The organism is Allobosea sp. 05T433, assembly GCF_056396065.1.
The window spans coordinates 189,363-204,472 of the sequence record NZ_JBFTKS010000007.1 but is presented as its reverse complement, the minus strand read 5'-3'; the positions used below and the strand labels follow the sequence as shown (position 1 = coordinate 204,472).

General features: G+C 64.5%; 12 protein-coding genes. 1 reads left to right on the top strand and 11 read right to left on the bottom strand.

Annotated features, from left to right (window positions below; genetic code table 11):
• Positions 1–78: 78 nt before the first annotated feature.
• The 7 genes from AC1DGP_RS12290 to AC1DGP_RS12260 all read right to left on the bottom strand — a co-directional run bounded on the left by AC1DGP_RS12290 (position 79) and on the right by AC1DGP_RS12260 (position 8,500).
• On the bottom strand, positions 79–1,350 hold the full coding sequence (locus AC1DGP_RS12290; RefSeq protein ID WP_476832184.1) for an extracellular solute-binding protein: 1,272 nt from the start codon (positions 1,348–1,350) through the stop codon (positions 79–81).
• 31 nt (positions 1,351–1,381) lie between these two features.
• On the bottom strand, positions 1,382–2,329 hold the full coding sequence (locus tag AC1DGP_RS12285; RefSeq protein ID WP_441505910.1) for a hypothetical protein: 948 nt from the start codon (positions 2,327–2,329) through the stop codon (positions 1,382–1,384).
• 145 nt (positions 2,330–2,474) lie between these two features.
• Positions 2,475–4,103, bottom strand: a complete 1,629-nt coding sequence (locus AC1DGP_RS12280; protein ID WP_441505911.1) for an ABC transporter ATP-binding protein — start codon at positions 4,101–4,103, stop codon at positions 2,475–2,477.
• Positions 4,100–4,930, bottom strand: a complete 831-nt coding sequence (locus AC1DGP_RS12275) for an ABC transporter permease (protein WP_441505912.1) — start codon at positions 4,928–4,930, stop codon at positions 4,100–4,102. Before AC1DGP_RS12275 ends, AC1DGP_RS12280 begins: the two co-directional genes overlap by 4 nt.
• A 3-nt stretch (positions 4,931–4,933) precedes the next feature.
• Complete coding sequence (locus AC1DGP_RS12270; RefSeq protein WP_113515850.1) at positions 4,934–5,911, bottom strand: ABC transporter permease; 978 nt, start codon at positions 5,909–5,911, stop codon at positions 4,934–4,936.
• Between the two features lie 40 nt (positions 5,912–5,951).
• Positions 5,952–7,556 (bottom strand): ABC transporter substrate-binding protein, encoded by a 1,605-nt coding sequence (locus AC1DGP_RS12265; RefSeq protein WP_441505913.1) that lies wholly within the window; start codon positions 7,554–7,556, stop codon positions 5,952–5,954.
• Between the two features lie 95 nt (positions 7,557–7,651).
• Positions 7,652–8,500 carry a VOC family protein gene (locus AC1DGP_RS12260; protein WP_441505914.1) on the bottom strand — a complete coding sequence of 283 codons (849 nt, stop codon included), beginning with the start codon at positions 8,498–8,500 and terminating at the stop codon, positions 7,652–7,654.
• A 324-nt stretch (positions 8,501–8,824) separates the two neighbouring features.
• On the opposite strand from AC1DGP_RS12260, the gene AC1DGP_RS12255 reads away from it, so the two are divergent.
• Positions 8,825–10,153: an NAD(P)/FAD-dependent oxidoreductase gene (locus tag AC1DGP_RS12255; RefSeq protein ID WP_441505915.1), complete on the top strand. Its 1,329-nt coding sequence runs from the start codon at positions 8,825–8,827 to the stop codon at positions 10,151–10,153.
• Positions 10,154–10,295: 142 nt separating this feature from the next.
• Here AC1DGP_RS12255 and AC1DGP_RS12250 read toward each other — a convergent pair whose 3' ends face one another.
• The 4 genes from AC1DGP_RS12250 to AC1DGP_RS12235 form a co-directional block, all read right to left on the bottom strand.
• Complete coding sequence (locus tag AC1DGP_RS12250) at positions 10,296–11,726, bottom strand: amidohydrolase (protein WP_441505916.1); 1,431 nt, start codon at positions 11,724–11,726, stop codon at positions 10,296–10,298.
• A 232-nt stretch (positions 11,727–11,958) separates the two neighbouring features.
• Positions 11,959–12,738 (bottom strand): ABC transporter ATP-binding protein, encoded by a 780-nt coding sequence (locus AC1DGP_RS12245; protein ID WP_476770952.1) that lies wholly within the window; start codon positions 12,736–12,738, stop codon positions 11,959–11,961.
• On the bottom strand, positions 12,732–13,817 hold the full coding sequence (locus AC1DGP_RS12240; RefSeq protein WP_113515844.1) for a FecCD family ABC transporter permease: 1,086 nt from the start codon (positions 13,815–13,817) through the stop codon (positions 12,732–12,734). Before AC1DGP_RS12240 ends, AC1DGP_RS12245 begins: the two co-directional genes overlap by 7 nt.
• On the bottom strand, positions 13,814–14,956 hold the full coding sequence (locus AC1DGP_RS12235; protein WP_441505918.1) for an ABC transporter substrate-binding protein: 1,143 nt from the start codon (positions 14,954–14,956) through the stop codon (positions 13,814–13,816). The genes AC1DGP_RS12240 and AC1DGP_RS12235 overlap by 4 nt, the downstream gene beginning before the upstream one ends.
• Positions 14,957–15,110 lie beyond the last annotated feature (154 nt).

The window sequence follows — 15,110 nt, the reverse complement described above, 5'->3', positions numbered from 1 at the left end:
GAGCCCGGCGCGCGCCTGTCCAAGCGCATGGTCGGGTTCTGCCGGCCATGCGCATCATGGGAGCTTCAGCCCCGGAGCTTACTTCTTGAAGGGTGCGTAATAGGTCCCGATGCCCTTCGTGACCTCGGCACCGACCTCGGCCGGAGTCGCCTTGCCCGCCAGCATCTTCTGCACGCCGGACTGCAGCAGCACCGAGCCCGTCGGCTCCTGATAGCGGAAATTGACCAGCATGATGTAGGACATGGCCCGCTCGTTGAGCGCCGCGACCTCCTTCAACAACGGATTCTCGAACTTCACGCCCTTGATTGGCGAGATGTTCTGCAGATCGTTCGAGAAGGCCGTGCCGAACTCAGGCGTACCGAGGAAGCGCAGGAACTTGAGCGCTGCGTCCTTCTTCTTCGACGCGGCGTTGATCGCGTAGCCGCCATCGTAATAGAGCGCGACAAGCCGCTCATCCCCGGCCTTGGCAACCGGCGAGGCGAACATCCCCAGTTTCAGCTTCGGGTTCTGGCGCAGGAAGTTGGCGAGCTCGAAGGAGCCACCGGCAAACATGGCTGCGCGCCCGGCCGCGAAGAACTGCTGCGACGCGGCATAATCCACGCCCGAGAAATTCGGGGCGAAGTACTCCTTCAGCTCGTTCAGCTTGGCGAGAGCGCCAACGAAGCGCGGATCGGTGAAGTCGGCCTTGCCGGCGAGCACGTCCTGCTCGAACTGCTTGCCGATCTGGGAGGAGAGCAAGGCGCCGACGATGGTCTCGTTCTGCCAGGAGGTGGCGGTGCCGTTACCGAAGGGGGTGATGCCCTTCTCCTTCAGCGTCTTCGAAACGGCGACGAGCTCGTCCCATGTCGCAGGCGGCGTGACGCCGGCCTTCTCGAACAGATCCTTGTTGTAGATGATCAGCATCGTCTGCGAGGCGAAGGGCACCGCATAGAGCTTGCCATCGGACCGCATGGTCTCTGCCGCCACCGCCGACGCGGGGAAATTGTCGAATTCCGGCACCATCGTCTTGTCGAGCGGCACGAGATAGTCCGGCTTGCCGACGCCAAGCGTGCCGTAGGCGCGCACCTGCACGATGTCCGGCCCGGTGCCGCCAGCAAGTGCGGTCGACAGGACTGTGGGATAGTTCGCGGCCTCGAAAGCCTCGAACTTCACATTGATGTCCGGATGTTTCTTGCGGAACGCCTCGATGAATTTGGCGTAGGCTGCCTTATCTTCCTGGCGCCAGCTCCAGAGGGTGAGATCTTCCGCCTGCACCGGAGCCGCAAGGACTGTCGCGGCGGCGAAAGCCGTCAGGGCGAGCTTGCCAAGCGCGCGTCTCAAGATGGATCTGGTCAGAATCCCGGCCAACATGTTTGCTCTCCCTCGTTGAACGTAACGTTTGTTATTGTTGGATGAATTCGACGGCCGGCAAGTTCGGCGTCACGACGAGCGCGGTCGCGTCATCGTGGATCTTGACGCGGTTGAACCGTTCCGTGCGAGGATCTCCGTTCTCGAGCCGGCGCAGTTCGGCAACGAGTGCAGTCGCACCGTCGCGCACCACAGCCTGCATGAGACCAGCCTCGTCGTAGCGTTTCAAGACATCGACAAGGCGCATGAACCCGTCGGAAGCGAGCAGGACCGTCGCCGTCGGGGACACGGTCGCGGAGAAGGAACGCAAGCCCGCTTGCCACGGAAGCCCGGGATGAACAGCCCAATAGCCATCCGGCTGGTTCAGGAAACGGCGATTCTCGTGAATCTGCGCCAGAGCAGGCGCCGAAATCGGCTCGCCGTCACGCCGCAGGCCGGTTCCGGCCGCTGCGATTGTCCGGGCCTCGAACGGGCCCGCCGAAGCGTCCGTCCAGCGCTCCATATGTTCGCCATCGAGAATAATGATCGACACGTCGCCGATCACCACCCCCTCGATACGACAGGATTCCCCCATGGCTGAAAGGCGCACGAGGCCGAGGACGGCCGAAGGCCCCTCTCCTCCGATACGCTCAGGCTGACCGTCACCCAGCACGGCGTAATCCCGAGCGGCAGCCACCTCGAGAGTTGCCGCGATCTCGGAAAGCGGGGCTTCATCGCGCGCCGTGGAACGCAGGATCTCATCGACCCGCTGCGCGAGCCACGCCCCTTCCGATTGCTGCTCCGTTCTGGAAGCGCCTGAGAAGAAGGCGGACCCGTCGATGATCCATGCATGCGAGCCGGAAGATCCCGCCATGTCCTCGTTGAAGGGCGCACTGCCCTTGACGCTGACCTGCGACAGGATGCGCCAGCCGGCCGATTCCTTCGGAACAGCAGAGACAGCGGGACGTTCTGCGGACCCTGAAAGAGACCCTTCGCCTTCCACTGTTCCGCGTGCTCCCGCTTCGCGCGCTCAGCGCGATCAACACCCTCTGGTACGATACCAATATAGAACCAGTTAACGCTGTTCAAGCCGGAAAATGCTCGCCCCTGCGCCGCCGGGCGAAGGGTTACGACGCGTGTCTGAGGGGTCAGCCCTCCTGCCGCTCGGCCACCCGCTCCAGCCCGAACTCGCGTCCGGGAATCGAGGCGAGCAGCGCTTGGGTATAGGGGTGTTGCGGATTGCCGAAGACAGAGCCGATCGGCCCGGCCTCCACCACCTCCCCGCTCTTCATGACAGCGACAAGATCGCAGACCTGAGCCGCCACGCGCAGATCATGGGTGATGAAGACGATCGACAGGCCAAGACGCTGGCGCAGTTCCGCCAACAGCTTCAGCACCTGCGCCTGGACCGATACGTCGAGCGCGGAGACAGGCTCGTCCGCCACCAGCACATCCGGCTCCAGAGCCAATGCGCGGGCAAGTCCGATCCGCTGGCGCTGGCCGCCCGAGAACTCATGCGGGTAGCGTTCGGTCGCGGCGGGATCGAGACCGACCAGCCCAAAGAGTTCCTTGGCGCGCGCCAATGCCTGCGCACGCGGCATGCCGTGAACGACGAGGCCTTGCGCAACCGCCTCGCCCGCCTTGCGGCGCGGGTTGAGCGAGGCGAATGGATCCTGGAACACCATCTGGATATGGCGCGTCTCCGCCCGCATCTGCTCGCGGGTCAGACAGGCGAGGTCGCGGCCGTTCAGGCGGATCTCGCCGCTCTCGGGATCGATCAGGCGCACGAGGCAGCGCGCCAATGTCGACTTGCCGGAACCGGACTCGCCGACGATGCCGAGCGTGCCGCCCTTCGGCAGCACCAGCGAAACATCCTTGACCGCGTGGGTGATGCGCTGGCCGCGACCGAAGAAGCCACCGGTGCGATACGTCTTCGAGACGTGCTCTATGGTCAGGATCGGATCGCTCGACAGCGGACGCGGAGGCGGAGCCTTCAGTGGCGGCACTGCGGCGATCAGCTGCTTCGTGTACGCGTGCCGGGGATTGTCCAGCACCGCACTGGCCGTGCCCTCTTCGACGACGCGGCCCTGGCTCATCACCGCGACACGGTCGGCGATTTCGGCAACGACACCGAAATCATGGGTGATGAACAGAACGGCCGTGCCCTTGCGCCGCTGCAGGTCGCGAATGAGTTCGAGGATCTGCGCCTGGGTGGTGACGTCGAGCGCAGTCGTCGGCTCGTCGGCGATCAGCACCCTGGGATCGAGTGCGAGCGCCATGGCGATCATGGCGCGCTGGCGCTGACCGCCCGAGAGTTCATGCGGATAAGCCTTGAGCGTCGAAGCCGGATCGGGAATCCGCACTTCATCGAGCAGGGCGAGGACCCGCGTCCTGATCTCGCCAGCCGGCAGATCGGTATGGATCTCGAACATCTCGCCGATCTGGTCGCCAATGCTGCGCAAGGGATTCAGCGCGGTCATCGGCTCCTGGAAGATCATCGCGATACCGGCGCCGCGCACCTTGCGCATCTCGGCCTCGCTCACATCGGCAAGGTTGCGGCCCTCGAAGAGGATGCGCCCGCCGTCGATCGCGACCCCGCCCGGCAGCAGCCGCATGATGGCATTGGCCGTCATCGACTTGCCGGAGCCGGATTCGCCGACCACGCAGAGGATCTCATTGGCCGCCAGGGAGAGCGACACATTCGCCATGGCGTGCGACCGGTCGGCGCCGGCCGGCAGCTTCACGCTGACATCGTCGAGAACAAGAATCGGGGTCATCGGCTCTTCAGCCTCGGATTGAGAGCGTCATTGAGCCCCTGCCCGACCAGCGAGACGGCGAGCACGGTGACGAGAATGGCAATGCCGGGAATGGCCGAGACATACCACTGCACGCGCAGCACATCGCGCCCTGCGCCGATCAGGTTGCCCCAGGAGGCAACATTCGGATCGGAGAGCTTCAGGAAGGCGAGCGCGCTCTCGAGCAGGATCGCGACCGCCATCACGACGCTGGCATAGACGATCACCGGCGGTAATGCGTTCGGCAGGATCTCGCCAAAGATCAGCTTGATGTCCTTCAGTCCCAGTGTGCGTCCCGCCTGCACGAACTCGCGGTTGCGCAGCGAAAGGAACTCGGCGCGCGTCAGTCGCGCCGAAGCCGGCCATGAGACGATGCCGATGGCGACCGTCACCGTGGTGATGGTCGAGCCGAACACCGCGACGAGCACGAGCAGCAACAGGAAGTTCGGCAATGTCTGGAAGGCCTCGGTCACGCGCATCAGTACGGTGTCGACCCAGCTGCCGTAATAGCCGGCGAAGGCGCCGATCGTGATGCCGATCATGACCGAGATGAAGGTCGCGACCAGACCGATCAGCAGCGAAATGCGTGCGCCATGGAAGATCTGCGCGGCGATGTCGCGGCCGGAATTGTCGGTCCCGAGCAGGAAGCGCGGGTTGCTGAAAGGCCAGATCAGCGGCCGCCCGGCAAGCGCCAGCGGATCGCGCGGATAGAGCCAGTCGGCCGTCCCCGCCATGGCCAGAACGAGGATGAGCAGCAGCAGGCCGATGACGGCCGAGGGACTGCGGAAATAGAGCTTTGCGAACTCCATGGCTCAGGCTCCCGCCGTGATGCGCGGATCGAGCCGGGCATAGAGCAGGTCGACGATGAAATTGACCGCGATCACCAGCAGCGCCGAGACGAAGATGATGCCGAGCAAGGTGTTGAGATCGCGCTGCACGACCGATTCATAGGCCAGCCGCCCCAGCCCCGGCAGCGAGAACACGCTCTCGACCACCACAGAACCGCCCAGCATCGTGCCAGCCTGCAGGCCGATCAGCGTCACCATCGGCAGCAGCGCATTACGTAGGACGTGCCGCACCACCACCCGCGTCTCATCCATGCCCTTGGCCCGCGCCGTGCGGACGAAGTCGAGATTGAGCACCTCGAGCATCGAGCCGCGCATGATGCGCAGATAGATCGCCATGTAGAACAGGCCAAGCGTCAGGGTCGGCAGGATGAGGTGCTTGGCGATGTCGAGCGTCCGGGCCAACCCCGTAAGGCTGACTGTGATATCCTCGAAACCACCGGCTGGCAGCCATTGCAGGTAGATCGAGAACACGACGATCGCCATCAGCCCGAACCAGAAGGTCGGCATGGCGTAGAAGATCAGCCCCAGTGTCGAGATCAGGGTATCGGGCCATCTGTTGACGCCGCGCGCCGCGATCACACCGAAGATCAGCCCGAAGAAAAAGGCAAAGGACAGCGAGGCGCTCATCAGCAGGATCGTCGCCGGCAGCCGCTCCGCAATCACGGTCACGACCGGCTTGCCGTAGATCGCCGAGAAGCCAAGATCGAGCCTGACCAGTCGCCAGAGATAATTGCCGAGCTGGGCCCAGACCGAGAGATCGAGCCCGTAGAACTCGCGCAGATGGCGGGCGGTGGCGGCATCGCCACCGCCCATTTGCGCCATCATCGCATCGACCGTATCGCCCGGCGCGAATTGCAGCAGCAGAAACACCCCGATCAGGATCAGGATCAGGGTCGGGATCGAGGCGGCAAGACGCCGCCCCGCAAGAGCTAATACGCGCATGGGAACTGGCCGGTTTCGACTGCGGAGGCTGGTGGACGTGTCACTCCGCCAACCAAAGATCGTGCCAGGAACTCGAGCCCCAGCGCGGCGTGTTGGAGTGGTTGCGGGCCTTGGCGTTGATCACCGTCAGGAAGATCTGCTCGATCGGCGTCCAGATCGGCAGCTCTGTGTTGGCGCGCCGTACGAAGTCGCCATAGAGCGCCTTGCGCTTCGTCGGATCCACCTCGGTCGCCGCGTCGTCGATGATCTTGTCGATCGTCGGATCGGTCCAGTCCCATTGATTGGTCCATGGCGCACCCTTGGGCTGCCCAGAGCGATACCACACCGTCGTCGAGACCGCAGGATCATTGCGGTACTGATGCCAGCCCGTAGCCAAGTCGAAGGCGTGATCGTCATAGACCTGCTTCAGGTAGCCGCCACCATCGTTGCGCACGATCTCGACCTTGATGCCGACATTGGCGAGCGACTGCTGGATGAAGGTGGCAAAGAGCGTGATGTCCTCGCCCCATGGAGCCGGCAGCAGGCGCACCGAGAAGCGCGTTCCGCCAGCGCCGGCCTTGAACCCGGCTTCGTCGAGCAGCTTCGCGGCGAGTGCCTTGTCGAAGGGATATTGCGGGCCGTTATCGGCCGGATAGAAATCGGTCGAGACGGAGGGGACCGGACCTGTGCCGAGCTTGGCGAAATCGCCGAGGAAATTCTCGATGAAGAACGGGATGTCGAGCGCATGCGCGATCGCGCGCCTGACCCGGATATCCGCGAGTTCCTTGCGGCGGAAATTGAACTCGATCGTGTTCGTGCGGGCGTTGCCCTCGTTGCCCTTGGTCGAAACGATGAAGCGCGGATCCTTGCCGAGACGGGCGGAATCCGAGATCGTCAGGCCCGAGAACGGGCTGTAGTGGATCTGTCCGGCTTCCATCTGGGCGGCGGCGGCAGCGCGATCGGTGACCACGCGCCAGACGATCCGGTCGAGATAGGGGGCGTTGGCGCGCCAGTAGTTCGGGTTGCGGTCGGCAATGATGTGCTGGCCCCGCTCGTACTGCGCGAACTTGAACGGCCCCGTGCCCACCGGTGCCAGATTGACCGGGTTCTGGCGGATGTCGCCTTTGCCTTCGTAGAGATGGCGCGGCGAGATGTAGCCGAGATCGGGCAGTGCGCGCAGCAACAGGTTGAGCGGCATCGGGCGCTCGTAGCGGAACACTGCCGTCAGCGGGTCGGGCGTATCGACGGCGGTGAGGAAGAGCTGCAGCGTGGTGCCGTAGTTGAGGATCTTCTTCCACATCTCCATCGCGGTGAACTGCACGTCGGCGGAGGTGAAGGGCTTGCCGTCATGCCAGGTCACGCCCGGCCGCAGCTTGAACGTGATCGTCTTGCCGTCGGGTGCAGCCTCCCAGCTCTCGGCGAGCACGCCGACCGGCTGGCCGCTGGCATCGAGATCCACCAACTGCTCCTGGATCTTGCCGCCGATGATGTAGACGCCGGTCGAGGCCTGCAGGCTCGGGTTCAGCTGGCGCTGCTCGGCACCGTAATGGACGGTGAAGACTCCGCCCTTGCGCGGTGTTTCCTGGGCGAAGGAGCGCATCGGGAACAGCACATTCGAAGCGATGGCGGCGCTTGTCAGCAGCGCGGCGCGGCGGGTCATGTCCATGGAGACCTCCTGGGTCCGGTGTTCGATAAGGGCAGAGCCGGAATTCACGATGATCCGGCCATCAGGCTGTTCTCAAAGGGGAGCCAAGGCTCGCGTCACGGTACGAAGCTGACGATCACGCCATTGGCGGAGTCGGCCGGTACGCTGACGGCACCACCATGGCGCACCGCGAGCGGGCCGAGCGCCTTGGCAGCGCCTTCGAGATCGGCACTCGCCAGAACGATCGCGGTTGCGCCGGCGGGAGCCGCACCGATCCGCACCGCATCAGGATAGCGCCCCGCAAAACCGGCCGCATCATAGAACAGGAAATCGGCGCGCTTGCCGCCCGACGGCACCAGCCAGCCGTCATCCTGCGGACGCGCAGGCTCGTCGATCAAACGGCTGAGATGCCCGGCGGCCGCCTTCGGATCTGCAGCGAGGACCTCGACCCGAACGATGCGGCTCGCGCCGTTCGCATGTTTCTGGAGCTCAGGAATCCAGACCGTCTCGCGCGTCAGATGCTGGCAGGCAAAGATGCGCAGTCCGCCGGGACTCTCGTTCAGAGGCCAGCGGAAGACATTGAACTTCGCTTCGCCCGTCCCGCCATTCGGCAGATCCACCGGGCGGCCGAAATGCACGGGACCCAGGGCTTCGAGGCCACGGGTCTTGAGTTCAGCTGCGCCTGCAGCGGCATCATCCGTGGTGAAGGCAGCGCGCTCCAGCCCTTCCCGGTTCTTCAGATAGTCGCGGGTCGGCTTGTTCTGATCCGTCTCGGTCAGCACGCCGAGCAGCTCGAGATAGTCGTCTCCGAACATGATCGTGTAGTTGCCGGTTCCCAGGATCGGCGAATGGGTGCCGCGCGGGGAGACCGTGAAACCGAGGCGCTCCCATTGCCGGGCAGAAGCATCGAGATCGCGGACGGTCACGACGACATGATCGAGACCGAGAATGTGCTTGAGCGACATGACGCCCCCTTTGACCAAGAACCCAACGGAAGCAGAGTTCATCCGAACCAACAGAGGGGCGCAACCACTTCGAGGTGACGTTTCCAGCAGCCCCCGCTGCGCGGCACACATAGCGTCCGGAGAATAGTATTTTCAACAACCCGAGCGAGAAAGCCTAAATTTGGTAGATTTCATTCGTCTTTGGCGAGAAAAATAGAAAACTGTTCTCCGCCGGGCAAATCGCCGGAACCAACCTACTTGCGAGCGGGCGGTCATGGCGGCAAGTATGCGCAAGCTCCTGCCAAACGGGTTTTGACCAGCCCGCCTTGCGAAAGATCGCCGCCGATGACTGCTCCGCCCTCCGTCGCCTGGCCTCCCTCTCTCTGGGCCGCCACCGCCCAGCCTGGGCCTGTGCTCAGCGCGCTCCAAGGGGATGTCCAGACCGATGTCGTGGTGATTGGTGCCGGCTTTACCGGCCTCTCGACCGCGATCCATCTCCGCGAGAGCGGCGTCGACGTCACGATCGTGGAGGCAGCCGAGCCCGGCTGGGGCGCCTCGGGGCGCAACAATGGCCAGGTCATCCCGACGCTTGCCGGCCACGATCCCTCCGCGATGGTGAAACGCCATGGCGAAGCCGGCGAACGCTTCAACGCGGTGCTGCGCGACAGCGCTCAGTATCTGTTCGACCTCGTGCGGAAATACGATATCCCGGCAGAGGCTGAACAAGCTGGCTGGATCCAGCCCGTCCATTCGCCTGGTCGCTTCAAGCTCGCCGAAAAGCGCGTGCGCGAATGGTCGGCAATCGGGGCACCGGTCGAACTGCTCGATCGCGCCGCTGCGGCGGAGATGCTCGGGTCGGATGCCTGGTTCGGCGGCTTCTGGAATCGCACGGGCGGTCATATCAATCCGCTCGCGCTGACACGCGGACTGGCCGAGGTCGCGCTGAAGCTTGGCACAACCATCTATGCACGGTCTCCCGCCACCTCGATGAGCCATGCCAATGGCCGCTGGACGGTGAAGACCGCGCGCGGCTCGGTCACCGCTCGCGCGCTCGTGCTGGCGACCAATGCGTATACCGGCGAGTTCGAGCGCGATCTCGCCCCCGAGATCGCCAGCGAGGTCATCCCTGTTCTGTCCTGGCAGATGGCGACAAAGCCGGTCAGCGACAATATCGCCAAGACCGTCATCCCGGGCCGCCAGGCGATGTCGGACACGCATCGCGAACTCTATTTCGCCCGCTGGGACGCCCGCAACCGCCTTGTCACCGGAGGAGCGGCCGTGCTGCCGGGCGATGGCGGGGTCAATCTGCGGCCGCAGATCGCGGCACGGCTGAAAACACTCTGGCCGCAGCTCGGCGATGTCGAGTTCGACTATGTCTGGTCGGGCTATGTCGGGATGACCCCCGACAATCTGCTCCAGCCGCAGGTGCCGGGCTATCCGCGCATCCACCGTCTCGGGCCGGACGGCTTTGCCTGGGTCGGCTGCAATGGCCGGGCCGTTGCGCTGTCCATCTCGCTTGGTCGCGAGCTTGCCAGGGCGACGCAAGGCACGGCGATCGAGACGCTCGGCCTGCCCTTGTCCGAGCCAAAACCCCAGCCGTTCCGCGCGGTCGTGCGCCGGATCGCGCCGCTGGCGCTACCGCTCTATCGGCGGCTGGACGCGGCAGAGATCTAAGCACTCCTCGCACGAGGCTGGTGCGTGCGGCAGCACCCGCACCGATCGATCCGGAGCGCCGGCGCCATTTCGAACATCATCGCCCGGACGATGGCTCCGGGCGATCCTTGCTGAGCCAAAACGGCTCGTGGCCGATGCCCGCTCAATGAGCCGCCATGTCGAGCGGCGGTTCGATATCGTCGGTAATCGGGTTCTGGAACGGGTTCTCGGCGCGGAACGCAGCGAAATCAGCCTTGGCCGCCTTGAGCAGCGCCGGCTGGGACAGGACATCGACCGCGACGCCGGCCATGGCCTTGGCCGCAAGCGAGAGCCCCTTATGCGCCGCCGGCGCGAGGCCCTGGGCGACCAGCTGCCAGGAATGTCCGGGCGTGCCCACGGCATAGCAGGCGACGCGGCATTGCACGGTTGGAACGACCCAGCTCACAGTTCCAACATCGGTGGACCCCACGGAGAGGGCGGCGACATAGTCCAGCGGATAGATGTCGTCGCTGAGCGATTCCCCCTCCCGCACCGACAGACCGAAGCGGCCATAGGAGGCGCGGATATCCTCCTTCGAGAAGGTCTTCTGGAACTCTGCGGCGAAGGCGCGGTCAGCGGCATCGAAACCCGGCCCGCCGAGCCGGATGAGATTGGCGTGCATCGCCTCCTCGAGCGGACGGTTGCCCACGAGGTTGGCATCGCCCGACAATTGCTGCGCAACGACGGAAGTCTCCGTCATCAGAGCGGCGCCATCGGCGATCGCCTTGACCCGCCGCACCAGGTCCCACATCTCGCTGAGCGTCCGGGCGCGGATCAAATGACGCACGGTCGCCTGCGCCTGCACGACATTCGGCGCGATGCCGCCGGCATCGATGATCGCGTAATGGACACGCGCATCGCTCGGCATGTGCTCGCGCATGTAGTTGACGCCGATATTCATCAATTCGACCGCATCGAGCGCACTGCGACCGAGATGCGGCGAGGCAGCTGCATGGGATGCACGGCCCCGGAAGGTAAACTCGACCTCGACACAGGCAAGTGAGATCGCCTTGCTGACGCCGGTGAATGAGGAGGGGTGCCAGCAGATGGCGACATCGACATCGTCAAACAGCCCGGAGCGCACCATGAAGCCCTTGGACGAGCCGCCCTCCTCGGCTGGGCAACCATAATAGCGCACGCGCCCCTTGATGCCCTTCGCAGCCAGCCAGTCCTTGACGGCAGTCGCGGCAAGCAAAGAGGCCGAACCGAGCATGTTGTGGCCGCAGCCGTGGCCATTTCCCCCCAACATGATCGGGCGTTGCTCGGCGACGCCGGCCTCCTGGCTCAGTCCGGGCAGCGCGTCATATTCGCCTAGGATCGCAATGACCGGACCGTCCTCGCCCGACTCGCCGATCAGTGCCGTCGGAATACCGGCGACGCCCTTCTCGACACGGAAGCCCTCCTTCCCGAGCATCGCGGCGTGTTCGGCGGCCGAACGCTCCTCCTGATAATTCAGTTCGGGCACGGCCCAGACGCGGTCGCTAAGCTCGAAGAAAGCCGGACTCTTGGCATCCGCCAACCGCCAGATCTCGGCGGTGTTCTGCTGATCGGTCATATCCTGCTCCTGGCTCTTTCCTGCCCATGCCGTCGCGCGGCCGATCGTCCGGATCGGTGTCGGCGCGAACCTGCGTCTCGCTGTTGCGACCAAACGCCCAGCGCGACAAGCCGGCAAGAAGCATGAGCACGATCGGGTCATGCAGCCAGCGCAGGATCCCGCACGGGCAGGAACGCGCCCGGGCCGCCGGGCGTCAGAAGAGGACGACGTTGCCCGTCTGGACGGCCGATCCTTATGCGGCGTGGCGCGTGGAGCCCTCGACGACAACATAGGGCTCGCCGCTAGACAGGCCTTCGACGCGCGCCCTGACGCCATAGACCTCGTCCAGCAGCGACGGCGTCACGATCTCGCGCGGCGCGCCGATCGCGACCAGGCGCGTCTTGGCCAGGACAAGGACCCTGTCGGCGACGCGCAACGCCTGATTAAGATCGTGGATCGAGATCAGGACGCACATGCCGCGGTCCCGCGCCAGTCGACGCACGAGCGACAGCACTTCGAACTGGCGATGCAGGTCGAGCGCGCTCGTCGGCTCGTCGAGCAGGAGGATGTCCGGTTCGCGCGCCAGCGTCTGGGCGATCGAAACCAACTGGCGCTGACCGCCGCTGAGTTCCCCAAGCCCCCTGAAGGCGAGATCCTCKATCTCGAGATCGCGCAGCACGCAATCGATCCGCTTGAGCTCGTCATCGCTGACCGACCATGTCCCGCCCTGCTTGAAGGCGAGCAGGATCGATTCGTAAACCGTGAGCACTGCGTTCACCGCCGTATCCTGCGGCAGGTAGCAGGACAACGGCGCGCGGCGCCCGGGCACGGAGCTCTCGCCGGAAATGCTGACCTCGCCCGCCCCTGGCACAAGGCCGGCAATCCGTCGGAAGAGGCTCGACTTGCCGGCCGCGTTCGGGCCGATCACGGCAACGACCTCCCCGCCGCTGAGCAGCGGTGTGGTCACTTCGCTCAGAACGACCTTGCGGCCGTAACGGACGCCGACCTCGCGAAGCTGCAGGCCAACTACCATGACCGCTTCCGATTGGTCAGGATCAAGCTGAAGAAGAACGGCACGCCGATGAGCGCCGTTACGATGCTGATCGGGAAGATGAGGCCCGGTATCAGCGACTTGCTGACGACCGAGGAGGCCGAGAGGATGGCGGCACCGGCGAGCGCAGATGCCGGCAGGAAGAAGCGCTGATCCTCGCCGATCACCATGCGCGCGATATGCGGGCCGACGAGGCCGATGAAGCCGATCGTGCCGACGAAGGACACGGGCACAGCCGCCAGCAGGCTGACCAGCAGCATGATCTCCAGCCGCAGCCGCCTGACATCGATGCCGAAGCTTGCCGCCTTCTCGTCACCGAGACGCAGCGTGGTAAGGGCCCAGGCGCGGCGCATGAAGAAGGGCACGCACAGGACAACCACGGCACTGGTGATCGCAAGCTTGTTCCAGCTTGCCTTCGTCAGGCTCCCCATCATCCAGAAGACCACAGCGCCGAGCGCCTGCTCCGAGGCGAAGAACTGCAGCAATGCGAGGAGGGCATTGAAGGTGAAGACCAGGGCGATGCCGAGCAAGATCACCGTCTCGGTCGTCACGCCGCGGGACTGGCTGAGCACATGGATCAGCATGGCCGCCCCCATCGCCGCGATGAAGGCGTTCAACGGCACGATATAATCGACGGCGAACGGCAGGATGGCGACGCCGAACACGAGCGCGAGCGCCGCGCCAAAACTGGCTGCAGCCGATATCCCAAGGGTAAACGGGCTGGCGAGCGGGTTATTCAGGATCGTCTGCATCTGGGCGCCCGCCATGGCCAGCGAGGCGCCCGTCACAACCGCCATCAACGCCACCGGCAGGCGGATGTCCCAGATCACGACGCGCACGGCAACCGGGACGCTGTCCGGCATCACGAGCGCACGCACGACATCGGACGCCGCATAGCGGGCCGGGCCGATCATCAGGTCGGCAATGAAGCTCAGCAGCAGCAGCAGAAAGAGCCCGGCGAGGATCATGCGCCGGCGCGCGTTCAGGGCGCGATAGCTCGCCCGCCCCCCGCCCTCGCGCACCGCCTCGGCAGCGGCGCCAGATATTCCGATCTCGCTCATCCCTTGGCCTCGACGGTCACCCAGTAGCCGGGCTGGTAAGGCAAGGGCAGAAAGCGCTCATGCAGGGCCTTCAGTGTGGCGTCAGCATCGACATCCCTGAACAGGTCGGGATGCAGCCATTTCGCGATCTCCTGGATCGCGACGAACTGGTAGGGGCTGTTGTAGAACTGGTGCCAGATGCCATGGACGCGGCCATTCCTGACGGCGGCCGTCTGCGCGAAGGCGGGGCGGCGCGACAGCGCAGCGAGCTTGCGGCGCGCCTCGATCAGGTCGACGCCGGGGCCAAGGCCGACCCAGGCCCCACCCGGGACATAGGCCTCCCAATTGCCGCCGGTGACGATGACGACATCAGGATTGGCGGCGACGACGGCCTCGGCATTGACCGTACCGAAGGTCCCGGGGATCAGGTCGCCCGCAAAATTCTTGCCCCCGGCGATCTCGACCATCTTGCCGAAATTCTCGTTGCCGAACGACATGCAGCAATCGTCGGAATAGCCCCCGGCGCGCTCGATCATCACGACCGGCCGCTTCAATGCCGTAGCCTTGGCAAGACGGTCCGTCACCAGCGAGATCTGCTCGGCCCGGAACGTGATGAAGTCCTCCGCAAGCGCCTCCTTGCCGAAGAGCTTGCCGATCAGCCGCATGGACGGTTCGGTGTTCTGGAAGGGCTTCTCGCGGAAATCGACATAGACGACGGGAATGCCGACGGAGGCGAGTTTCTCGACCAGCTTGGCCTCGTCGCTGGCGATCTTCGCCTCGACATTCAGGAAGAGAACGTCCGGCTTCAGCGCTATCGCCTGCTCGACGTCGAATGCGCCCTCCTTCATGCCACCGAAATTCGGCAGTTTGGCAATCGCGGGATAGCGGGCGAGATAGGCCTTGTAGCTGTCGGGGTCGGCTTTCGGCAGATCGTCCCGCCAGCCGACGACACGCTTGAACGGATCGTCCCTGTCGAGCGCGGCGACGAAGTACATCTGCCGCCCTTCGCCCAGGATCACGCGTTCGACTGGCGCGTTGACCTCGACCGCCCGGCCGAGAACATCCGTGACCCTGACCTTCTCCGCGAAAGCAGGCAACGTCGACGCGATGAGGCCAATGGTCAGAGTGGCTACTTGAATAACCCTGTGAAGCAATGCCATCACGCCACCACCTAAACCTCGTCTGAGCTGGGCGGCTCGTATGAAATGACACAAGGTCGGTCAAGGCATATCTTTTAGAATACATCCAATCTACTTGATTAAACGAATTCTAAAGTGAAGAACAGACCGCTCATTCACAAAACTTCTCGGCGCG